The organism is Enterococcus sp. DIV1328a (assembly GCF_050536905.1).
Lineage (GTDB): Bacteria > Bacillota > Bacilli > Lactobacillales > Enterococcaceae > Enterococcus > Enterococcus faecalis.
On the sequence record NZ_CP172912.1, the window covers coordinates 1,413,768 to 1,436,888 of the forward strand.

Here is a 23,121-nt window from a genome sequence, read left to right on the forward strand (position 1 = left end):
CACTTTTCCTCCTATTTTTCCACTCGGATGTCAAAATAATCCATAACTAATTCACAAAACATCATATTAGCCCATGAAAACCATTCTCTTGTATAATTTTCAGGGTTATCTACGTCAAAACCTTCATGCATCAAATGAGTCCCCGCATCTGTGGCAACTAATAAATCTAAAATTCGTTCTTTTTCTGCTTTATCTTTGGTTGTCATTCCTTCCATTGCTAAAGCAATCGGCCACACGTAATTTTCTGGTGTATGCGAGCTACCAATCCCTTTTGCGTATTTGCCTTCATAGAAGTAAGGATTTTCTTTACTTAATAAGGTTTGACGCGTTGTTAAATATTGTTCATCCTCTGTTGAACAATAACCCAGATAAGGGGCTGCTACTAAATTGGGAACATTACTGTCATCCATCACGCTTGCATTGCCTAAGCCATCCACTTCATACGCATAAATCGTTTCGTTATTTTGATTTTTTGTTCGTCCAAATGTTTGGATGCCTTCTTCAATCTCTTCTTGTAATTTTTTAGCAATCGCCACAATCGTAGCATCTTCTAAAACATAAACATCAGAGAAAATTTCTTGAATATAGCCTAAAATTACGACTGCAAACATATTAGAAGGAACTAAGTAACCATATTGGCAGGCATCATCACTAGGACGGAAGCCTGACCATGTCATCCCTGTTTTGCCAACTGGTGTTCCTTTCCCTGCTTCAACCAACGTATCTTCTTGACGCCACGTATCTCGTTCAAATAAATAAGGTGACTGTGCGTGATCTTGTTCTGTTGTGAAAACGTTGAGAATTTTTTTGACGCCTTCCACAAAATCTGAATTAAATTGTTCGGTCATCCCAGTATTTTTATAAAGTAAATAGGCTAATTGGACCGGGTAACATAATGAATCAATTTCATATTTCCGTTCCCAAATCCAGCCATTCATTTCGGTCTTATCAGTTTGATGGCCTGCATGATTATCTGTTTCATTAAACGCATTGGCATAAGGATCAATGCAAATATAACGAAACTGGCGCTTAACCAACCCAGCAATCATTTGAGCAAGGTCTTCGTCTTCTTTCGCAATCACTAAATAGGGACGAACTTGTGCTGTTGAGTCTCTCAACCACATTGCTGGAATATCGCCTGTTAATAAAAAGGTAGTACCATCTTCTTGACGTTTCACTGTTGTTAGTAAAGTATTGGCAAAGGCCGCCTGAAAGTTTTTTGCCCAATCTTGATGTGCTTCACCGCATTTTTCTGTAATTGTCTCCATAAATGTTGCTACGGATTTTGGAACTTCTGTATAAACCATTCTCGTCACCTCTTAAATTTGATATATCATTTAACAATTGAATTATAGCGTTTACATTTCACTTTGTCTAGTGATTTCGATCATTTTTTTCATTTTAAAACCAATTAATTTATGGTAAACTATAAATAAGATATATCTTATTGTGAGGTGAAATGAATGAAGCAACCATTATATCAACAAATTATTGATTATTTACAAAATGAAATTGATTCAGGGCGATTGCCTGTTGGAGCGCAAGTGCCTACCGAAAAAGAATTATCGGCTCAGTTTAACGTCAGTAGAATTACGTCCAAACGAGCGCTAACTGAGTTGGAAACCCAAGGCGTAATCCAACGTCACCAAGGAAAAGGAAGTTTTGTTCAAGCACCAAAGCATCCTCTTCATACCTCTTTAAATAAAGTTCTTTTTTTATTGCCATTTGCAGACGATTTATCAGTAGGAAATTTCTATAGCGGTTTGGCCCCTACTATTCAAGCAGCTGGTTTAGAAGTCTTTATGACCTCGCCTAATTTTTTGAGAGAGAAAAATGCTGCGGACATTGTGAATGAGTTTGCCGGGCTTGTCTATTATGCTGCTACTAGTAATGACTACCTCGACTTATTGTTTGAGTTGGCTTTGATGAATTTTCCAGTCGTTGTCTTGGATAAAAAGATCCATGATTTGCCTTTTGCAACCATTCAATCAGACAACTTTGCTGGTGGTAAAACAGCAACCGAACGCTTAATTGGCTTAGGACATACAAAAATTGGATATATCCTTTCAGGAAGTCCGGCGCTACAATCCGTTCGGCAACGTTATTTAGGTTATCTCCAAGCTTTAAAAGAAGCCAATCTGGCGTTCCATACAGCAATCACAGAAACCAATCTCTTAGATGAACACAACTTTAAACAGTATTTTGAGGCGCACCAACTCACAGCCGTGGTCTGCGATAATGACTTCAGCGCGTTACATTGTTTACGAAACTGTAAAAACCTAGATATTCATGTGCCAAAAGAATTATCGATTATTGGTTTTGACGATATTCAAGCAGCAGCATTTGTCGAACCGCCATTAACAACCATGGCGCAAGACTTTAAAGAAATGGGAAAACTAGCTGGCGAAGTGTTATTACAAACGATGCAACAAGATCTTCAAATCATAGAAGACATTCAAGTGCCTGTCACATTAATTGAAAGAGAAACCATTTCTACTGTTTCAAAATGAGCCAAAAAAGAAGAGCGTGGGACAAAAATCACTTTGGATTTTTGCTCCACGCTCAAAAACTAATAAACGGCGGGTACAGAAGCAACTCCTTCGGAAATAAGCCGAAATTCTCCAAAAATTAAAGAACAATTTTCGGAAATTCCTTCTTATTTCTCGGAGTTAAACACTTCTGTCCCGACCTCTTCTTTTTATTCCTTAGTGCTAAATGTTTTGGTATCTACCTCTTTTTTAAACAACGCTTTTAGTTCTTTGATAAAGTAGCGACCAATCGGACTGATTTCCCGATTTTTGGGAAAGAGTAAACAAATACGATTTTCCAAGGCTGGCGCCAATGGCACTAACCGAATTTCTTTCTTCGTAAAACCCGTTACGACTCCTGAACCAGAAGCATAAGCATTGGTTTCTACCAACAAATTCATCAAGGTTCCACGATCTGTAGTATGAATGACCGATTCCTGTTCAGGAATTTCAACTAAATCTTCAGAAAAATAGGAAAAATTGCTTCCTTCTTGATTAAAGCGGACTTGTGGATAGGGAACTAATTCCTCTAAATGAATTTCTTTTTGCTTGGCTAAAGGATGATGATTTCCTAAAAAAATGTGTGTATTAAAAGTACTAATTACCTCGTAGGCTAGATTAGCTTGTTCTAAATACCGTTCAATACTGACACTATTTTGTTCATTTAAATAAATAATCCCCAACTCACTGTGAAATCCTTTGACATCTTCAATTACTTTTAAGGTCGTGGTTTCAAAGACACGAAAATCTTTATATTGATCCCCATACTTTTTAAGAACTTTGGCAATTACCTCACCTAAAAAATCGTAATGTTGTGAAGAGATGGAGAATCGTTCGCTGGTCACTGTCTCGCGATAGCGATTTTCCAATAACTCCATTTGAACTAAGACTTTCTCTGCTTGTTCTAAAAAAACCATTCCTTCTTCTGTTAAAAAAGCGCCCTTATTGGTACGTAAAAAGAGGGAAATTCCTAGTTCTTCTTCTAATTCCCGAATACTATTTGACAAGCTAGGTTGTGTAATAAATAGTTTTTTGGCTGCTTCCCGAAAACTCCCATTGTTAGCTATGGCAGCAACATACTTCATTTGTTGAATATTCAACACTTTTTCCTCCACACACTAATCATTTGAAAAATAAATCTTACGCCCATTCAACGGCTGAAGGGGCCGATTGTTAAAGGCCAACATACCTTCCTTAATCTTATTTAAAAAGGCTTGATCCATTTTTTGAATGGTGTCAAATACAAACCATTTCACTGGACCCTTAGTTGGCGGTGTTGTTAACGAGCCTACATAATGGTAGTGTAGACGCTCCTCTGGTAAAAAGATTGACGGATTAAACCATTGTTGGTGCGTGCCGTTTTCCCAGTCCATCGGATGATTCGCTTCTGAAAAACGATTTTCTTCCTCTGTGATGGTAAACAGGCAACCGACAACTAAATTTTCGCCAGCATCATTCATATGAACCAAATGGAATTCTAGCGGATACTGCTTTCCCGACAGCAAATGTTCGCTAGGCATATGAAAATGGATATCGGTTAAATGATACGCAACATTTTCAAACATTACGTAACTTTCCGTATTTGGTGGTACAAAATGAAACGTATTTTTGAATTCCTTTTCAGTGAATTCTTCTTTTTTATAATGAAACGTAATCTGAGAATTTATTGTCTCAGCACTTTCTTTTTCTAAAGCAATTGGCGATTGATAAGCAAACTTAGCACCTTCTGCAAACCAGTCACATAGCGTATGCCAATGTTCTGGTCCATCGTTGCCTGTATAGCTCCATTCAACGTCCATATTTTTTATTTTTTTCATACACTCTTCCTTCATTTCCACATAGTAATCAGGTAAAACTCATGTTAAAACTCTATCCTAACATCTTTTCTACGTCAAACAAAAGAACTTAGATCATTACGCGCCTCGGCAAATGACCTAAGTTCTCCTACCGTTAAATCTGGTTACTGAAAATGACACTAAAAATCAGACGACAAGAACCTTCTTTAGTTCAACGGTTATTTGCCCCAGTTTTCAGGATCTTTTTTCCATTCTTGTAATAAGGTAACATCTTTTTCTTCGATATAATTTGCTTCTAATGCAGCATCAATTAAAGTTGAATAATTGGTTAACGTTAGTAACGTCATCTGTTTATCTGCAAAATTTGCCGTTCCTTTGGGTAACTCATAAGTGAAGATTGCCGCAACGCCTAAAACCGTTGCTCCTTCACGTTCCGCCGCTTCTGCCGCTTCTAACACGCTACCGCCTGTTGAAATTAAATCCTCGATAACTACCATTTTTTGTCCTTCAGAAATTCGGCCTTCAATTTGATTCCCTTTGCCGTGATCTTTGGCTTTACTGCGGATATAAACCATTGGTAATCCTAAAATATCGGCTACCCATGCCGCATGTGGAATCCCTGCGGTAGCTGTCCCAGCAATCACTTCGACTTCTGGGAAAGTCTCTTTAATTTTTGCCGCTAAGCCTTCTGCAATTTCTTTACGCACAGCAGGATAACTCATCGTGATACGGTTATCACAATAAATCGGGCTTTTTATGCCACTTGCCCAGGTAAACGGCTCATTAGGGTTTAAAAATACCGCTTCAATATCTAATAAATCTTTGGCAATCTTTTTTGCTACTTTTGTCATGTTACTTTTCGCTCCAGTCTTTTTTGATTTCTTGATAGGCTTCATAAGGATTTTCTGCTTGGGTAATAGGTCGGCCAACAACGATATATGTGGACCCAATTTCGCGAGCATGTTGCGGCGTAACGACCCGTTGTTGGTCACCTACTGCACTTCCTGCTGGACGAATACCAGGTGTTAAGCAAATAAACGTCTGCTTGGTTGCTTCTTGAATACCACGTGCTTCTAATGCTGAACAAACCACGCCATCCAGACCCGCTTTTTCCGCACATTTAGCATAATGAATGACACTTGTCTCTAAAGGAACGTTGATTAATTGATCATGGTGCATCTCTTCTTCACTAGTAGAAGTCAACTGGGTTACAGCAATTAACTCAGGAACCTTAGCGCCTGGCTGAGTCCCTTTGATTAGACCTTCCTTAGCTGCTTGCATCATTCGAACGCCCCCTGCTGCATGGACATTAGTAATGGCAACGCCTAATTTTGCTAAATTTGTCATCGCTTTTTCCACAGTATTCGGAATATCATGTAATTTTAAATCCAAGAAAACATCGTGCCCTTGTTCTTTAAGCCAGCGAACAATCGCTGGTCCTTCTGCGTAAAAAAGTTCCATCCCCACTTTAACAAACAAGGCTTCTTCCTTAGGGAATTTTTCTAAAAAAACAGCCACTTCTTTTTGCGTGGGAAAATCTAACGCAATAATTGGTCTATCGTGCATTTTGCTGCCCCTCTCTCACTTCTTTAATTAATTGTTCCAACGATTCAATACCTAACTCTTCCATTCGCTTAGGTAATCCGTCAATCAACTTCGGACAAATGTATGGATCTGTAAAGTTGGCCGTACCAACCCCGACAGCGCTAGCACCTGCCATGAATATTTCCAAGACATCATCCACTGTTTGAACACCACCCATTCCAATAATTGGCAACTGAGAAACACTGGCGACTTGTCGGATTAAGCGAATAGCAACAGGTTTAATGGCTGGGCCAGATAGTCCACCAGTTTGATTGGCTAAAATAGGTTTTCTCGTTCTTAAATCAATGCGCATCCCTAGCAATGTATTAATCATAGAAAAACCGTCTGCGCCCCCTGCTTCAATTGCTTGGGCGATCGGCACAATGTCCGTTACGTTTGGTGATAGTTTAACATAAATCGGAACAGAGGCGACTTTTTTGACTGCTTGTGTTAATTGAAAAGCAATGTCTGGATCTGTACCAAAAGCTATGCCGCCATGTTTCACATTAGGACAGGAAATATTCAGTTCAATTGCTTTGACGTTAGGCGCTTGCCCAATTTTTGTGCAAACAGCCACATAGTCCTCTTCGCAAGCACCTGCAACATTTGCGATAATCGGTAAGTTAGGGTATTTTTCTAATTTCGGTAATTTTTCTTGCATAACCACTTCTAAACCTGGATTCTGCAATCCAATGGCATTTAGCATACCACTAGGTGTTTCAGCTACACGTGGCGTGGGATTTCCATATCGTGCTTGGGGCGTTGTTGCCTTAATCATAATTGAACCTAATTGATCAAGGTCATAATAGTTAGCATATTCTTCCCCGAACCCAAAGCAACCACTGGCGGGAATAATTGGATTTTTTAATGTTAAACCTGGAATTGAAACGGCTAAAGGATTTTTCATTATAAGATAACCTCACTTGCTTTAAAAATCGGACCTTCATCACAGACCTTGACACTTTTTGCTCCAGTAGTGTCTCCTTTTTTATGGCAAACGCAGGCATAGCAAGCCCCAATTCCACAGGCCATCCGTTCTTCTAAAGAAAGGTAAACGTGTGGATGTGTTGGAAATAAAGAATCAATTGCTTTTAACATACCATTCGCACCACAAGCATAAACTGCATCAGGGATCCGTCCTTTTGCTAACGCTTCTGACAATAAACGGCCCACGTTGCCATGAGCGCCAAACGAGCCGTCATCTGTGGCAAAATGTGTTTCTCCTAATGCCATAAATTCTTGTTGGTAATAAGCAACCTCTTTTGATGCATAACCAAGAAAATGAATCACTTTCACGCCTTTTTCATTAAGTTGCTTTGATAATTCATACAATGGGGGAATCCCGATTCCTCCGCCAACGATAAAAGCAGTCTGACCAGCTGCTACGGTAGTTATATCAAAGCCGTTTCCTAAAGGACCTAAAATATCTAATTGTTCACCAGCCTTCATGGTGGCAAACACTTCCGTTCCAGCGCCTTCGACTCGATAAATCAAACGACAGGTTTCGTTCGAATGATCAATTTGGTTGATGCTAATCGGTCGCCGCAAAAGTAAATCTGCACGCGGAACCTTGATATGCACAAACTGTCCAGGTCGTGTCATCTCTTTCACTAACTCGCCTTGTAAGTCTAACTGATAAATCCGTGGCGCTAACTGTTTTTGAGCTACAATGGTCATCATTTCTTGCTTTCTCTGCATCAGTATCCTTCACTCCTTTATTCTCTGATTCCCCTATAAATGATTTTCTATTTCTTCGTAAAAGAATCTGGAACAGTCCTCCTCAGACGATTGTTCCAGATTTTTGCTTAAATGGCTTCTGTCGTAAAGGCTCTTGATTCTAAAACTTTTAAAATCGCATTTGCTGTGTCAAGTGAGGTAAACAATGGAATCCCATGTTCGACTGCTTCCCGACGGATTGAAAACCCATCTTGGTTGGCACTGGAACGATTTTTATCCATGGTATTGATTACCACTTGTGCATTCCCATTACGAATGACATCCAGCACGGTTTCCCCTTCAGGATTAGAAATTTTCGTCACTTTCTTAACAGGCAACTGATGCTTCGCTAAAAAGTCAGCGGTTCCTTCCGTTGCGACTAAACTATAGCCAATTGCTGAAAAACGCTTAGCAATTTCTAACGCCTCTTCTTTTGTTTCATCAGCAATGGTGAAAAGTACAGCTCCATAACTTGGCAAATGCAAACCAGATGCTTCAAAGGCTTTATACAAGGCTTTTTCTAAATAATAATCACTACCCATAACTTCCCCAGTTGATTTCATTTCAGGCCCTAAGTACGTGTCTACTTTTTGTAGTTTCGTAAAGGAGAATACAGGGGCTTTCACATGAACTTGTTTACTTTCAGGATATAATCCATCTTGATATCCTAGGTCAGTCAATTTCTCACCAAGAATCGCTTTTGTAGCAACTTGGGCCATCGGAATCCCTGTGATTTTACTTAAGAAAGGAACTGTTCGACTCGCACGAGGATTCACTTCAATCACATAAACACGATTTTCATGAATAACAAATTGAATATTCATCATACCTACACAGTTTAAACCAAGTGCCAGTTTTTTTGTATAATCGGCAATCGTTGCTTGAATTTCTTGAGAAAGATACTGCGGTGGATAAACCGCCATTGAATCACCAGAATGCACGCCAGCTCGTTCAATATGTTCCATAATCCCTGGAATTAGTACTGTTTCACCATCACAAATGGCATCAACTTCACATTCTTGTCCCAATAAATAGCTATCAACTAAGACAGGATGTTCTGGAGAAGCTTTGACTGCATGTCGCATATAATCTTCCAAATCCTTTTGATTTTCGACAATTTCCATTGCACGACCACCTAAAACATAACTTGGACGCACTAAAACGGGATAGCCGATACGATCAGCAATCACGACTGCTTCTTCTGCACTTGTGGCCGTATCTCCTGGTGGTTGAGGAATCGCTAACTCTTGCAAAGCTTGTTCAAATAAATCACGATTTTCCGCACGATCTAAATCTTCAATCGTTGTTCCAAGAATTTTAACGCCTTGTTTTGTGAGCGGCTCAGCTAAATTAATCGCTGTTTGTCCACCAAATTGGACGATCACGCCAATCGGATTTTCTAAATCAATCACATTCATGACGTCTTCTAAAGTTAATGGCTCAAAGTATAATTTATCAGAAACAGAGAAATCTGTTGAAACTGTTTCAGGATTACTATTCATAATAATTGCTTCATAACCAGCCGCTTGGATTGCTTTGACAGAATGAACCGTTGCATAATCAAACTCGACCCCTTGACCAATGCGAATGGGACCAGAACCTAATACTAGTACAGAAGGCTTTTTCGAAACATTGCTTTCGTTTTCCACTTCATACGTGCTATAAAAATAAGGCGTGTGTGATTCAAACTCTGCAGCACACGTATCCACCATTTTATAGACGGGCACAATTTGATTGGCTCTGCGGAAGTCAGCGATGGCTTGTTCTGTTTGTCCCCAAAGTGCTGCGATTTTCCGATCAGAAAAACCATTTTGTTTGGCTTCTTTCAAAACAGCTACGTTGTCCACGTGACTTTCAAGGGCTGTTTCAATTTCGATAATGTGTAAAAGTTTATCCAAGAAGAATAAATCAATTTTCGTTAAACTTTGTAATTCTTCGATGCTATATCCTCTGCGAATGGCTTCTGATAAGTAGAACAATCGATCATCTTGCGCATGGACCATTTTCTTCGTTAATTCTAAATCACTGACATGACTTAGTTCTTTTAACTCGTTGTGATAAGCACCAATTTCTAAAGAACGAACTGCTTTTAATAAGGATTCTTCAATATTGCGGCCAATTGCCATGACTTCCCCGGTTGCTTTCATTTGCGTTCCTAGTTCTCGAGCACCTTTTTCAAATTTGTCAAAAGGCCAACGAGGAATTTTGGAAACAACATAGTCCAAAGCCGGTTCAAATTCGGCATAAGTGGTTCCAGTAACTGGATTTTTCATTTCATCTAATGTTAAACCAACAGCAATTTTTGCGGCTAACTTCGCAATGGGATACCCTGTGGCTTTACTAGCAAGTGCAGATGAGCGAGAAACACGAGGATTCACTTCAATCACATAATAATTAAAGCTATGCGGGTCCAAAGCTAATTGAACATTACAGCCACCTTCAATTTTTAATGCACGAATAATTTTCAAGGACGCATCTCGTAACATTTGGTATTCATAATCTGATAAAGTTTGACTCGGAGCAAAAACAATCGAATCCCCAGTGTGAATGCCGACAGGATCAAAGTTTTCCATGTTACAAACCACAATCGCATTATCAGCCGAATCACGCATTACTTCATATTCAATTTCTTTAAAACCAGCAATACTTTTTTCAATTAAACATTGTGTAACTGGTGATAATTTCAGACCGTTTTCGGCAATCTGACGGAGTTCTTCTTCCGTATCGCACATGCCGCCGCCTGTTCCACCTAAGGTAAATGCGGGACGAACGATAATTGGATAGCCAATTTGTTTGGCAAAAGCCACGGCTTGTTCCACCGTATTGACAATTTCACTTTCTGGAATCGGTTGTTCTAATTCTTCCATCAATTGTTTAAATAAATCACGGTCTTCCGCTTGGTCAATCGCACTGAGCTTTGTTCCTAGCAATTCTACATTTAGCTCATCTAAAATTCCTGATTCCGATAATTCCATCGCCATATTTAATCCAGTTTGACCACCTAATGTTGGTAGAAGAGCATCAGGACGTTCTTTTCGCAAAATTCTTGAAACAAATTCTAAAGTAATCGGTTCAATATAAACATGATCCGCGATTTCTTTATCGGTCATGATGGTCGCTGGATTTGAGTTTACTAAAACAACTTCATACCCTTCTTCTTTTAGCGCTAAACAGGCTTGTGTGCCTGCATAGTCAAATTCTGCTGCTTGTCCAATAATGATTGGTCCTGAACCAATCACCATGATTTTCTTAATGTCCGTTCGTTTTGGCATTAGTTTTGCTCCTTCCATGCATCCATTAATTCCATAAATTCGTCAAATAAATGAAGACCATCGTGCGGTCCTGGAGCCGCATCTGGGTGATATTGCACAGTAAAAGCAGGATAATCTCGATGACGTACGCCTTCAACCGTTCCATCATTGACTTCCACGTGGGTCACAAGTAATTTTTCTGGATCAATTGTTGCTTCATCCACGGCATATCCGTGATTTTGTGAAGTGAAATCAATGCGTCCTGTTGCAATTTCTCGTACAGGATGATTCAAACCACGATGTCCAAACTTCATCTTATACGTATCCGCACCATTCGCTAATGAAAATAACTGATGACCTAAGCAGATGCCGAAAATTGGAACTTTTCCTTGGATTGTTTGAATCATTTCAATAGCTTCAGGTACATCTTTGGGATCTCCAGGCCCATTTGTCAACATGACACCATCGGGACTTAATTCTAAAATCTCTTCGGCCGTTGTATTATAAGGCAACACGGTTAAGTTGCATTGCCGTTTTGATAATTCTCGCAAAATACTATGTTTCAACCCAAAATCAACGACGACCACATTACGCCCAATACCTGGACTCGGATAAGGCTTAGTGGTGGAGACTTGTGCCACTTGATTTTTCGGCATGACTGTCGCTTTTAATTGATCAAACGCATGCGGCAAATCATCCACGGCATCAATGATGCTCCCTTTCATTGTTCCAGCTGATCGTAACTTACGAGTCAGCGCACGCGTATCAATTCCTGAAATTCCCGGAATCCCTTTGCGCTTTAAAAATTCATCCAAGGTCATTTGTTGACGCCAATTTGAAGCAACCCGCGCATGCTCTTTAACAATGACACCTTTACAGGTTGGTGCAATGGATTCATAATCATCTCGGTTGACCCCGTAATTTCCAACTAATGGATACGTAAAAGTAATCATTTGTCCATTAAAACTTTGGTCAGTAATTGCTTCTTGGTAACCTGTCATGCCAGTAGTAAAAACAACTTCTCCTACTACATTGCCTTCTGCACCAAACGCTTTTCCTTCAAATACTGTTCCGTCTTCTAAAATCAATAACCTTTTCAAACCTACTGCGCCTCCTCCGACCAAGCTAATGCTCCGTCAACAAATGTCATAAGTGTCTTTCCTTTGACTGTCCACCCTGTAAATGGTGTATTGACAGCCATTGATTCAAATGCTTCTGCATCAATTGGTGCAGCTGTTGCTAAGTCAAAAACTGCAATATCTGCTGGTGCACCAATTGTTAGTGTTCCTGCGTTTAATCCAAAAATTTCTGCCGGTTTCACTGCCATCCAATCAATCACTTGTTCTAATGTGAAAATGCCTGTTTCGACAAAGTTCGTATAAATCAATTGGAAGGCCGTTTCACTACCGACAATGCCAAAAGGTGCGTTTAAAAATGATTGTTGTTTTTCTTCTAAACCATGGGGCGCATGGTCGGTAGCAATACAATCAATCGTGCCATCTAACAAACCGTCAATCAATGCTTGTCGATCTGCTAAACCACGTAATGGCGGGTTCATTTTCCAAAACCCTTCGTCACCAGGAATATCCTCATCGACTAAAATTAAATGGTGTGGCGAAACTTCGGCTGTTACGTGAATCCCTGCTTTTTTAGCATCCCGAATAACGCGCACGCTTTCTTCTGTTGAAACATGACAAACATGATAATGAACGCCTGTTTCTTTTGCTAAAGTAATATCCCGAGCAATTTGTGAAGCTTCCGTTGCACTTAAAATCCCTGGTAGGCCTAATTTCTTAGAAACTTCTCCTTCATGCATCACACCACCAAATAATAAAGATTCATCTTCCGTGTGCGCAACAAGTGTCATATCTAATGCAGCCGCTTCTTTCATGGCTAAGTACATCGTTCCTGCCGTTTGTACACCAACACCATCATTCGTAAATGCAAAGGCGCCCGCTTCTTTTAAGGCCTTCTGATTGGTTAAAACTTCACTCCGTAGCTCTTCTGTAATGGGGGCATATTGTAAAACTTTCACGACTGCATCTTTTTGAATTAAGTCGTAAACCTCACTTAATTTTTCAGCCGTATCTGGTACTGGATTCAAATTGGGCATTGCGCAAACCGTAGTAAAACCACCGCGAGCAGCAGCTTTACTACCCGTTTTAATCGTTTCTTTATACGTAAAGCCTGGTTCTCTAAAGTGAACATGCACATCCACCAAGCCTGGCGTGATTAGTTGCCCGTTCGCATCAAACACTTGCTCAAAATCTGCTTCGTCAAACGATTCCCCGATTGCGTGAATCACACCATTTTCTAGCCAAAGTGCTGCCTCAATCAATTGATTCTCTTTTTTGATGATTTTTCCATTCTTAATTAACGTCTTCATTTCTCCACCTAGGCCTTTCCATGTAAAATTGCTTCCAAAATTGCCATGCGCATAAAGACTCCGTTACTCATTTGCGCGACGATTCTTGATTGCAGACTTTCCACTAATTCATCTGCCAGTTCAACATCCCGATTGACTGGCGCTGGATGCATAATAATTGCGTGTTTCTGTAAACGAGTTGCCCGTTCGTTGGTTAAACCATATTCCAAATGATAGCCTTCTTTTGAAAAACTTTCCTTACCATCATGACGTTCGTGCTGCACGCGAAGCAACATCATCACATCGACTTTTTCAACAATTTCATCTAATGGCACATATTGTCCATAGACATCAAACTGATGATCGTACCACTCTTCTGGACCTGAAAAATAAATTTCAGCGCCTAAACGGTTTAATAACTGCATATTTGATTTAGCAACGCGAGAATGTGTAATATCTCCCACAATCGCCACTTTCAAGCCTTCAAATCCACCAAATTCTTCATAAATGGTCATCAGATCCAATAAACATTGTGTAGGGTGTTGTCCACTCCCGTCCCCACCGTTAATAATAGAACATTGAATCGTTTTACTTTGAATCAATTCATCGTAATAATTTTCTTTACCATGACGAATGACTGCTACATCTACACCAATTGCCGACATCGTTAGTACTGTGTCGTATAACGTTTCTCCTTTTTGAACAGAACTTCTACTTGCTTCAAACTCAATCACTTCTAAGCCTAATTTTTTCTCAGCTACCTCAAAACTTTTATGTGTTCGAGTACTATTTTCAAAAAACAAGTTTGTTGCAAAATATTGACGTTCTTCTGGGTGCCATTTTGCCCCCTGTTTAAATTCTCCTGCGCGACGGATTAACCCCATGACTTCACGGTCGGTTAAAGCCTCAGCAGTTAAAAGATGTTTTAAACTAATTCGTTCAGATGTAATAATCATTCGTCCAGTCCTCCTACTGTTCTTCGCTACGTGCGTTTTCCGGTAAAATTAAATTCAAAACAATTCCTAAGACGGTTGCTAATGCCATTGAAGACAATTCAAAGGTTCCTACTTTGAAGACTAAGCCACCAATGCCGATGACTAAAATTACTGAAGCAATCAATAAATTCTTTTTCTTATCAAAATTAATCTTATTATCGATTAAGATTTTCAAACCACTTGCGGCAATCACACCGAACAAGACGAAACTAATTCCTGAAATAACTGGTCCTGGGATACTTAGAATCAAGGCACTTAATTTTCCAACAAATCCTAAAGCTACAGCGAACACCGCGGCTCCACCAATCACGAAGACACTGTGTACTCTTGTAATTGCCAGCACGCCGATATTTTCACCATAACTTGTAACTGGCGGTCCACCAACAAAACCTGCTACAATTTGCGCTAAGCCATCTCCCATTAAAGTTTTAGATAAGCCTGGGTCTTGGAAAAAGTTGCGCTTGGTTAACTTATTCAAGACCATTAAATGACCAATATGTTCTGTCATTGTTACAAAAGCAATTGGTGCCATTGTTGTAATGGCATTTAAATACAATTTCGGTTCATATTGAACAAAAGGTACTTCAAAATTCGGTAAAGCAAACCACGCAGCTTCTTTAATAGGGGTTAAATCAATAATTCCGAAAGCTAAAGCGACTAGGTACCCACTGACAATTCCCAAAAGAATTGGAATTAATCCTAGGAAGCCTTTGAAAAACATGTTGTAAAAAATGGTTAAGCCTAAAGTAATCAAGGCTACGGCAATATATTTAAAATCATAAACGTTGTTGTTATACATTGCGTTATTTGCGGCATTAGCTGCCAAGCCTAAACCGATAACCATCACGACAGGTCCTACAACGATAGGCGGTAAAATTTTATCCAACCAGTCGGAACCAATTTTTTTAATGATTAATGAAACGATTAGGTATACCAAGCCGGTTGTCATAGCACCTTGGGCAATGGCTGGATAACCATCACTCTTCATTAACATCTGCATCGCTGCAATAAAAGCAAAGCTACTGCCAAGATAAGCGGGGATTTTTCCTTTTGTAGTAATCAGATAGACCATTGTTCCTAATCCTGAACTGACTAACGCAATCCCTGGGTCAATTCCCACTAAGATTGGTACTAAAACCGTTGCGCCAAACATCGTAAATAAATGTTGTAAACTTAGGCCAACCCAGTGAAAAGCTTGCGGTCTGTCTTTAATATCTAAGACTGCATCTTCATTTCGAAATTCTTTTTCTGACAACGTTGTTCACTCCTTTTTATTCGTTTCCTTTACTAATCATAATACGATCTGCGCCGTCACGCTCTTCCATTTCCACAATAATTTCCTCAGTTTTTGATGTTGGAATATTTTTTCCTACATAATCGGCACGAATCGGTAATTCCCGATGCCCACGATCTACTAAGACTGCTAAAGAGATTTTTCTCGGACGACCTAAATCCATAACAGCGTCCATCGCAGCACGAATGGTCCGGCCCGTGTACAAGACATCATCTACTAAAATAACTTCTTTACCTTCAATTGAGACTGGTACGTCAGAAGAATGTAATTCAGGTTCCTCCATATCTTTCACATCATCACGATACAAAGTAATATCTAATTCACCAACTGGCACGTCAATATCTTCTAATTGTTTTAAGCGTTCGGCTAGACGTTGTGCAATGTATATCCCACGCGTTTTAATTCCTACTAAAACAATGTCTTGAATTCCTTTGTTTCTTTCAATAATTTCATACGAGATTCGAGTAAGCGCTCGTTTCATTGTGACTGCGTCAACAACTTCTTTCTTTGGCATAATAATTTCCTCCTCATTTCTTTTTTATCTACGTCCTCGCTGTCTTGGGGTCAGCGATTCTTCCTTCAATTGAGCAGCTGAAAAATAAGTGGATTTTTATTGAAATTGTCCTGTTATTTTTTCCAACAAAAAATCCTCCTACCCGTATGAGGATAGGAGGATGTTGGTTACAGTTTAAAAAGGTACAAGGGTACCATGTAGCCCACACAACTTACTAACTAAGCGCACCTAGTGTTCTTTTGCATGATTCCTTCTTAGCCTCACGGGACTAAACTTAAAGGTTACAGTTATTTAGTTATTTTTCTTCTTAAAAAAGAGTTTACCTCTTCTTCAGAAAAAAATCAATGATTATTTCTTAATTGGTGTAAAGTTTTTTCAAAAACTTCTGGTAAAGGTGCTTCAAAGACTAATTGTTCACCTGTAGTAGGATGTGTAAAGCCTAATAACTTCGCATGTAAAAATTGTCCATTGCCAGGCAATGTTTTTTTCGGTCCATATAATGGATCTCCAGCTAATGGATAACCGATATATTTCATGTGAACACGGATTTGATGTGTCCGGCCTGTTTCTAGTTGTAATTCAACTAAGGTAAATGCATCAAAACGCTCTAAAACAGTAAAATGCGTGACTGCTTCTTTACCGCCTTCAATGACCGCTTGCATTTTGCGGTCAACCTTGGAACGACCAATAGGCGCATTTATCTCTCCCTTATCGTGAGGAATAACACCGTGGACCAAGGCGACGTATTTGCGTAACGATGTTTTTTCTTTTAGCTGTTTCGCTAATGATTCATGGGCTTGATCATTTTTAGCCACCATCAATAGCCCCGAAGTATCTTTATCAATTCGATGAACAATTCCCGGTCGCACCACATCATTAATCGCCGATAAGTGATCCGCATGATGAAGTAACGCGTTCACTAATGTACCATTGGGATGCCCTGCCGAAGGATGAACAACCATGCCTTGAGGTTTGTTGACGACAATCACATCATTGTCTTCATAAACAATGGTCAAAGGAATATCCTCTGCTACCATATCTAGAACTTCTGGTTCAGGAATTGTTACCACAATTTCATCGCCTGCTGTAACTTTGTAATTTGCGCGGACCGTTTCACCGTTAACTGTTACGTGTTTTTCTTTTAACCATTGTTGAATTTGCGAGCGAGAATGATTGGGTAAATGTTCACTTAATACTTTGTCAATCCGGCCTTTTTCTGTTTGAATCGTTACGTTAATTTGTTCCATTTTTGCCTTCCTTTGCTGCTTTTTCATCTAAAATCAAATAAATAAATATACAAATAACGCCGACCACTAACGTACTATCTGCAACATTAAAAATAGGAAAATTCATAAAATCCGTTTGGAGCATGTCCACCACGTAGCCTAAACGTACACGATCAATAAAATTCCCAATGGCACCTGCTAAGACAAAAGATAAACCTACAGAATACCAGATACTTTTTTTATAATTCTTAATTAATAAATAAATAATCACGACACTAACAATTACTGTGATGACATAAAAGAATATCATCTTTCCTTCTAATAAGCTCCAAGCAGCTCCGGTATTTCTTAAATGGGTCAGCGACAAAAATCCAGGAATGAATTCTTTTGTTTCACCCAAAGAAATGTTTTGGACCGTCAAATATTTGCTCCATTGGTCAAGCCCTACTAATAAAGCACTGATTAAAAAATATACTACTAACAATCGCGTCATTCCTTTTCTCTATGAATACTTGCTAAATCTCTTGGTCGAACAATGCCTACTAACTCACCATTAGGATGGCCACTTTTACTAATAAGCACAGCTTCTAAGCGTGGCTGCTCCCGAAACATTTGTTCAACTTCAAAAACGGTTGCTTCAATTGAAACAAATTGATAGTTGCTGCGTTTATAATTTGATGCCAACAATTCTCGCACCGTTCGGTTGGCAATGTGAACTTCGCCTTTGGTGCTCTCAATGGCAAACCATACACCAATCCCTCGAACCGTGATTAATCCTTTAAATACACCTTTTTCATAAATCGGAAATTGAGAATATTGTTTTTTTGCAATAATCGTTAATAACGTTTCTAAAGAAGTGGTGATTTCAAAAGCTGTAACACGTTTCGCAAATTTAGGCACTACTTTTTCTGGTTTTGTTAAAGCTTGTTCAATCGTTTCAATTCGTTGAACTGCCCATTCGTTTGGCTCTGCAATTACAAAATCATCAGCAATTCGCTCATGAACGATGGCATTTCTTAACTGAGCCATTTGAAGCAAATCCTCTTCAAATTGAGCAATCTGTCCTTTTTCTTTTCGGGAAAGACGTCTTGTCATTTCACTGAATCCCATATTGACAGGATTGTTCAGTCTCTCTCTCATCCACTTTTCAATGCGATTAAAGTGTGCTAAAAATGTATCTGCTCGTTCCCCCATAGTCGTTGCTCCTTATAATAAACTACGCAATAAATTTCCGTCATTATTTTTTATTGAGCTACTTTCAAGTATATACTAAAAATAGGTCTCAGGAAAGAGTGGCTTTAAAAGAGACCGCTCGCTTGACCCGTTTCGTCCACATCCATATTTAACGCAGCAGGAACTTTCGGCAAGCCAGGCATCGTTAAAATGTCACCCGTTAACGCCACGATAAACCCTGCACCGATTTTTGGAACTAGCTCACGAATCGTAATCGTAAATCCTTCTGGCCGTCCTAATTTTTGAGGATCGTCAGAAAGTGAATACTGTGTCTTCGCCATGCAGATTGGTAATTGATCCCAACCATTTTTTGTAAAGTCTGCAATTTGCTTTTGTGCTTTCGGAGAAAAAATCGCCTGTTCCCCGCCGTAAATCGTTTGTACAATGGCTTGAATTTTTTCTTCAATTGTTTGGCGAGGGTTATATAAAGGTTGAAACTGTTTTGTATTGGCTTCAATCTCTGCTACTACTGTTTTCGCTAGATTCGTGCCACCTGCGCCACCTTGCGCCCAAACACTTGTTAACTCGACGGGCACGCCTAACGTTTGGCAGGCTTCTTTCAACAGTTGAATTTCCTTCTCTGTATCCTGTGTAAACTCATTAATTGCAACAACTACTGGTACATCATAACGTTGCATGTTTTGAATATGTTTTTCTAAGTTGGCAAAGCCTTTTTGTAACGCTGGTAAATTTTCTTCTGCTAACTGATCTTTCGCCAAACCGCCATGCATTTTCAACGCGCGAATCGTTGCCACAATCACAACGGCATCGGGTGCTTTCCCTAAAGAAGGTACTTTAATATCTAAAAATTTTTCGCCACCCAAGTCGCCACCAAAACCTGCTTCTGTTACGACATAATCCCCTAGATGCAAAGCCGTTTTTGTCGCTAAAATACTGTTACATCCATGAGCGATATTGGCAAAAGGACCACCGTGAACAAAAGCTGGAGTTCCTTCAATCGTTTGAACTAAATTAGGTTTTAAGGCGTCTTTTAATAATAAAGTCAGCGCACCTGCCACGTTTAAATCTTTAACCGTCACCGGCTCTCTTTGGTCATTATAGGCGACAATAATCCGACTTAAGCGTTCTTTTAAGTCCGTTAAATTTTGCGCTAAACAAAGAATCGCCATAATTTCGCTTGCCACAGTAATATCGAAACCGTCTTCTCTTGGTACACCTTGGAAAGGACCGCCTAAACCAACAACGACCTGTCTGAGCGCACGATCATTTAGATCCACTGCCCGTTTCCAAATCACCCGTCGAGAATCAATCTTTAATTCATTTCCTTGCTGTAAATGATTATCTAGTAACGCAGCTAAGGCATTATTGGCTGTCGTAATCGCATGCATATCACCAGTAAAATGCAAATTGATTTCTTCCATTGGTAATACTTGTGCGTAACCGCCACCTGTTGCGCCACCTTTAATCCCCATCACAGGACCTAATGATGGTTCTCTTAGGGCAATAACTGTTTTTTTATTGATTTGATTTAATGCATCTCCTAAACCAATGGTCACGGTTGACTTTCCTTCTCCTGCTGGCGTTGGATTAATCGACGTAACGAGGATTAATTTACCTTCTGGTTGCGCTTCTAAGGATTGAAGCGTTGGAAAATCTATTTTCGCTTTGTATTTTCCATAAAGTTCGAGCGAATCTTCTGAAAGACCGATTGTTTCGGCAATCTCTTGAATAGGTTTTAATGTTGCTGCTTGTGCAATGTTAATATCTGTCTTCATAACGGACCCCTTTTCAATTCTTTATCGTCTTTGTGACACATTGTTTCTTTTAAATTATAGCTTGTATTGAATAGAATGGCTAGAATAACCTTTTTTAAACAACCCAACCATTGACGTTTGGTAGCCTTTTCTCGTATAATGAAAGTGTCTTTACAAATCTAAAAGGAGCGTGAATTGGATGCAAAAAGGAATTGTCAAATGGTTCGATAACAGAAAAGGTTATGGTTTTATCGTTTACAACGAAGAAGATGAGATTTTTGTCCACTTCACTGCTATAGAAGGTGACGGATTCAAATCACTTGATGAGAATCAATCTGTAGAATTCGAGATAATGGAAGGCAATCGTGGGCTACAAGCAGCACATGTCAAAAAAATAGATAACTAAAAAAGCTGAACCAACAGCGCTTAGCTCCAAAAAGTAAGTAAACGTAGCGTTTGTTTCAGCTGATTATTTTAAGATTTTGAGAGTGGGTCACCAGTCGTTTCGACTTATGACTCACTCTTGTTTTTTTCTTCTTTTTTATGAAGGCCCAAAGAATGATCTTCTGCTACCTTCAATTCAGGCTTTTTTACCTTAAGTGCCTCAAGAAATAACGGAATCGTTTTCTTTTTCATTAAAAAGACTTTTGAGCCTTCCTTAAATTCTGAGGAAAAAATTTCGATGCTTTTTTCATTGTAGGTTACTTTTTCTATCTGAGAAAGCGGAAGTGCTTTTTTGCGAAACCACAAAACATCTCTGACAATTAAAGATGTTTCTGTCATATTAAAAGACCGCGCAATTCCTAGATAAGCAAACACAAAAAATGGAACCATCACCAGATTACTAATCAAGTAAGGACCATTATTTTCCAATGCTAAAATTAAACTAATAAATAATATACAAAATGTGCAAGACCAGTAAATAATTGTTGATGCTAATTCTGGCTGCCAATAAAATTTCTGTTTTTTCATAAAGTGCCCTCACTACTTCTGGATCAACGCCGCTAAATTTAAATATGTTATAATAGTAACATACTTTTTTTAAGAACAAAAAGAAATTAGGAGTAATTTTATGTTAAGAATTTATGTAGATGCGGCAACAAAAGGCAATCCAGGTGAATCTGGCGGCGGTATCGTTTACCTCACCGACCAATCGCGGCAACAATTGCATGTGCCTTTAGGCATTGTTAGTAATCACGAAGCCGAATTTAAAGTGCTGATTGAAGCTTTAAAACAAGCGATTGCCAATGAAGACAATCAACAAACCGTTCTTCTCCACTCAGATAGTAAAATTGTTGTCCAAACAATTGAAAAAAACTATGCTAAAAATGAAAAGTACCAGCCTTATTTAGCAGAATATCAACAACTAGAAAAGAATTTCCCTTTGCTCTTAATCAAATGGCTACCTGAAAGTCAAAACAAAGCGGCCGATATGCTCGCACGGCAAGCATTACAAAAATTTTATCCCAATAAAAAGTAGCACTGTTTACTTAATGCTTTTCCTTTATTAATTTGATAATTAAACACGTGGAGCAAAAATCCCTAGTGATTTTTGCTCCACGTTTAAAAACAGATAAACGGTTCTGTCTCAACCTCTTCTTATAACCACTTATTCTTCTGTCGTTATTCCCGCAAATTGTCCATTGGTTAGCGAAAGGATTGCTTCAGGAGCTAATTCAATTTGCATGCCACGTTTGCCTGCAGAAACAATAATTGCAGAATATTGTTGAGCTTCTTCGGCCAAATAGGTGGGAAATTGTTTTTTCATCCCAATTGGTGAACAGCCCCCACGAATATAGCCTGTGGTTGCTTCTAAATCTTTTAAGTGAAGCATTTCTACCTTTTTGTTGCCACTAGCTTTCGCTAATTTTTTCAAATCTAATTCTTGATTACCAGGAATGACAGCCACGACTGGACCTGTTTTATTACCTACTGTAACCAAGGTTTTAAAAATTCGTCCTTTTTCAATACCTAAACTTTCAGCGACACTTTCTGCACTTAAATGATCTTCACTCCAAGCGAATTCATATTCTTTATATGGTACTTTATGTTGTTCTACCATGCGCATCGCATTCGTTTTTTGTTGTGTTTTTTTCTTTGCCACTTTTTTCACCTTCTGAATCACTTGTTTTGTTCGAATGTCTTTAAATAATTTCTTAATACTTGTACGGATAGTTGGCCTGGTGCAGACGCTTGCTGGGCGGAGCCAAAAGTTAGTGCCGATCCGAACAGTTGACCTGTTACGCGACTAATCATCCCTAACTGTCCCATTGACATAGTAACGATTGGGACGGATGCATAATGGGTGTACATTTCATTGGTTGCTGAAAGTAACGTAAGTACATCTGTCGCATCTCGTGGCATCACAGCTATTTTACAAATATCCGCCTGACGCATTTGCATTTGGCGTAACCGCGCGACAATCTCCTCTTGCGACGGTGTTTTCTGAAAGTCGTGATTACAGAGAACAATTTTAATCCCCGCCTTTTTAGCTTCGTGAATTAACGTATCTGCCGCCAGCGGATTCGCAAATAATTCAATATCTAATAAATCCAACGCACCCTTTTTCACTAATTCATGATACAAAGCAAAATAATTTTCCTCAGAAAAAGCCATTTCGCCGCCTTCTTTTTGTGTACGAAAAGTTAACAATAACGGTTTTTGCCCCAACCGTTCCATTACTTGTTGTGAAAGATTACATACATCGGAAAAATCAGCGACATTTTCATAATAGTCTAAACGCCATTCCACCAAATCACAATCTAGTGTTTGGCTCGCCGTTGCTTCGGCCAAAATATCCTCGGCTGTTGGAGCAACAATGGGCACCACAATTTTGGGATTCCCTTCACCTATTCGCACATTTTTGACTATAACTGGCTTCACAGTTCCACCTAACTTCCTCGT

At 39.2% G+C, this 23,121-nt stretch carries 23 protein-coding genes; 3 read left to right on the forward strand and 20 right to left on the reverse strand.

All coding sequences use genetic code 11. The features are described 5' to 3' along the window. Positions 1-11: 11 nt before the first annotated feature. Positions 12-1,307: a glycoside hydrolase family 125 protein gene (locus tag IGL93_RS06845; RefSeq protein WP_284954760.1), complete on the reverse strand. Its 1,296-nt coding sequence runs from the start codon at positions 1,305-1,307 to the stop codon at positions 12-14. 156 nt (positions 1,308-1,463) lie between these two features. Between IGL93_RS06845 and IGL93_RS06850 the strand changes: the two genes are divergently transcribed. Continuing rightward, complete coding sequence (locus IGL93_RS06850; protein ID WP_010713359.1) at positions 1,464-2,510, forward strand: GntR family transcriptional regulator; 1,047 nt, start codon at positions 1,464-1,466, stop codon at positions 2,508-2,510. A gap of 188 nt (positions 2,511-2,698) precedes the next feature. On the opposite strand, the gene IGL93_RS06855 is transcribed toward IGL93_RS06850, so the two are convergent. The 16 genes from IGL93_RS06855 to IGL93_RS06930 form a co-directional block, all read right to left on the reverse strand. After that, complete coding sequence (locus IGL93_RS06855; RefSeq protein ID WP_002361904.1) at positions 2,699-3,628, reverse strand: LysR family transcriptional regulator; 930 nt, start codon at positions 3,626-3,628, stop codon at positions 2,699-2,701. 18 nt (positions 3,629-3,646) lie between these two features. Then, the gene (locus IGL93_RS06860; RefSeq protein ID WP_002394492.1) at positions 3,647-4,360 is read right to left on the reverse strand and encodes a carbonic anhydrase; all 714 of its coding nucleotides are present in this window, start codon (positions 4,358-4,360) and stop codon (positions 3,647-3,649) included. Between the two features lie 182 nt (positions 4,361-4,542). After that, on the reverse strand, positions 4,543-5,175 hold the full coding sequence (pyrE, locus tag IGL93_RS06865; protein ID WP_002357418.1) for an orotate phosphoribosyltransferase: 633 nt from the start codon (positions 5,173-5,175) through the stop codon (positions 4,543-4,545). A gap of 1 nt (position 5,176) precedes the next feature. Then, entirely contained in the window at positions 5,177-5,890 is a 714-nt protein-coding gene (gene pyrF, locus IGL93_RS06870) for an orotidine-5'-phosphate decarboxylase (RefSeq protein WP_002369313.1), read from the reverse strand. Continuing rightward, positions 5,880-6,818 carry a dihydroorotate dehydrogenase gene (locus tag IGL93_RS06875; protein ID WP_284954795.1) on the reverse strand — a complete coding sequence of 313 codons (939 nt, stop codon included), beginning with the start codon at positions 6,816-6,818 and terminating at the stop codon, positions 5,880-5,882. Before IGL93_RS06875 ends, pyrF begins: the two co-directional genes overlap by 11 nt. Then, complete coding sequence (locus IGL93_RS06880) at positions 6,815-7,606, reverse strand: dihydroorotate dehydrogenase electron transfer subunit (RefSeq protein WP_002365731.1); 792 nt, start codon at positions 7,604-7,606, stop codon at positions 6,815-6,817. The genes IGL93_RS06875 and IGL93_RS06880 overlap by 4 nt, the downstream gene beginning before the upstream one ends. Before the next feature lie 107 nt (positions 7,607-7,713). Then, entirely contained in the window at positions 7,714-10,896 is a 3,183-nt protein-coding gene (gene carB / locus IGL93_RS06885; RefSeq protein WP_010775874.1) for a carbamoyl-phosphate synthase large subunit, read from the reverse strand. Beyond that, entirely contained in the window at positions 10,896-11,975 is a 1,080-nt protein-coding gene (locus tag IGL93_RS06890; protein ID WP_025190545.1) for a carbamoyl phosphate synthase small subunit, read from the reverse strand. Before IGL93_RS06890 ends, carB begins: the two co-directional genes overlap by 1 nt. Before the next feature lie 2 nt (positions 11,976-11,977). Continuing rightward, positions 11,978-13,261, reverse strand: coding sequence for a dihydroorotase (locus IGL93_RS06895; protein ID WP_010713358.1), 1,284 nt, complete (start codon positions 13,259-13,261; stop codon positions 11,978-11,980). A gap of 8 nt (positions 13,262-13,269) precedes the next feature. Continuing rightward, on the reverse strand, positions 13,270-14,196 hold the full coding sequence (locus tag IGL93_RS06900) for an aspartate carbamoyltransferase catalytic subunit (RefSeq protein WP_002357411.1): 927 nt from the start codon (positions 14,194-14,196) through the stop codon (positions 13,270-13,272). Between the two features lie 13 nt (positions 14,197-14,209). Beyond that, entirely contained in the window at positions 14,210-15,490 is a 1,281-nt protein-coding gene (locus IGL93_RS06905) for a solute carrier family 23 protein (protein WP_002357410.1), read from the reverse strand. A gap of 16 nt (positions 15,491-15,506) precedes the next feature. Continuing rightward, positions 15,507-16,046 carry a bifunctional pyr operon transcriptional regulator/uracil phosphoribosyltransferase PyrR gene (pyrR, locus tag IGL93_RS06910; RefSeq protein WP_301280621.1) on the reverse strand — a complete coding sequence of 180 codons (540 nt, stop codon included), beginning with the start codon at positions 16,044-16,046 and terminating at the stop codon, positions 15,507-15,509. A gap of 338 nt (positions 16,047-16,384) precedes the next feature. Next, on the reverse strand, positions 16,385-17,290 hold the full coding sequence (locus tag IGL93_RS06915; protein WP_002371061.1) for an RluA family pseudouridine synthase: 906 nt from the start codon (positions 17,288-17,290) through the stop codon (positions 16,385-16,387). After that, positions 17,277-17,753 carry a signal peptidase II gene (gene lspA, locus IGL93_RS06920; RefSeq protein WP_002360174.1) on the reverse strand — a complete coding sequence of 159 codons (477 nt, stop codon included), beginning with the start codon at positions 17,751-17,753 and terminating at the stop codon, positions 17,277-17,279. The genes IGL93_RS06915 and lspA overlap by 14 nt, the downstream gene beginning before the upstream one ends. 5 nt (positions 17,754-17,758) lie before the next feature. Further along, complete coding sequence (locus IGL93_RS06925; protein ID WP_002360173.1) at positions 17,759-18,463, reverse strand: CBS domain-containing protein; 705 nt, start codon at positions 18,461-18,463, stop codon at positions 17,759-17,761. A 104-nt stretch (positions 18,464-18,567) separates the two neighbouring features. Further along, positions 18,568-20,238: a formate--tetrahydrofolate ligase gene (locus IGL93_RS06930; protein ID WP_010775877.1), complete on the reverse strand. Its 1,671-nt coding sequence runs from the start codon at positions 20,236-20,238 to the stop codon at positions 18,568-18,570. Positions 20,239-20,416: 178 nt separating this feature from the next. Here IGL93_RS06930 and IGL93_RS06935 point away from each other — a divergent pair, with 178 nt between their 5' ends. After that, a complete protein-coding gene (locus tag IGL93_RS06935) occupies positions 20,417-20,623 on the forward strand; it encodes a cold-shock protein (RefSeq protein WP_002357404.1) in 207 nt (68 codons plus the stop codon). Between the two features lie 104 nt (positions 20,624-20,727). Here the strand turns inward: IGL93_RS06935 and IGL93_RS06940 are convergent, their stop codons facing one another. Beyond that, positions 20,728-21,189 carry an EbsA family protein gene (locus IGL93_RS06940; RefSeq protein WP_002357403.1) on the reverse strand — a complete coding sequence of 154 codons (462 nt, stop codon included), beginning with the start codon at positions 21,187-21,189 and terminating at the stop codon, positions 20,728-20,730. Between the two features lie 100 nt (positions 21,190-21,289). Between IGL93_RS06940 and IGL93_RS06945 the strand changes: the two genes are divergently transcribed. Continuing rightward, positions 21,290-21,697 carry a ribonuclease HI family protein gene (locus tag IGL93_RS06945; protein ID WP_002357402.1) on the forward strand — a complete coding sequence of 136 codons (408 nt, stop codon included), beginning with the start codon at positions 21,290-21,292 and terminating at the stop codon, positions 21,695-21,697. Positions 21,698-21,826: 129 nt separating this feature from the next. Here the strand turns inward: IGL93_RS06945 and ybaK are convergent, their stop codons facing one another. Both ybaK and aroD read right to left on the reverse strand, forming a co-directional pair. After that, positions 21,827-22,342: a Cys-tRNA(Pro) deacylase gene (gene ybaK, locus IGL93_RS06950; RefSeq protein ID WP_002393364.1), complete on the reverse strand. Its 516-nt coding sequence runs from the start codon at positions 22,340-22,342 to the stop codon at positions 21,827-21,829. Continuing rightward, entirely contained in the window at positions 22,339-23,100 is a 762-nt protein-coding gene (aroD, locus tag IGL93_RS06955) for a type I 3-dehydroquinate dehydratase (RefSeq protein WP_010820865.1), read from the reverse strand. Before aroD ends, ybaK begins: the two co-directional genes overlap by 4 nt. Positions 23,101-23,121: the final 21 nt, after the last annotated feature.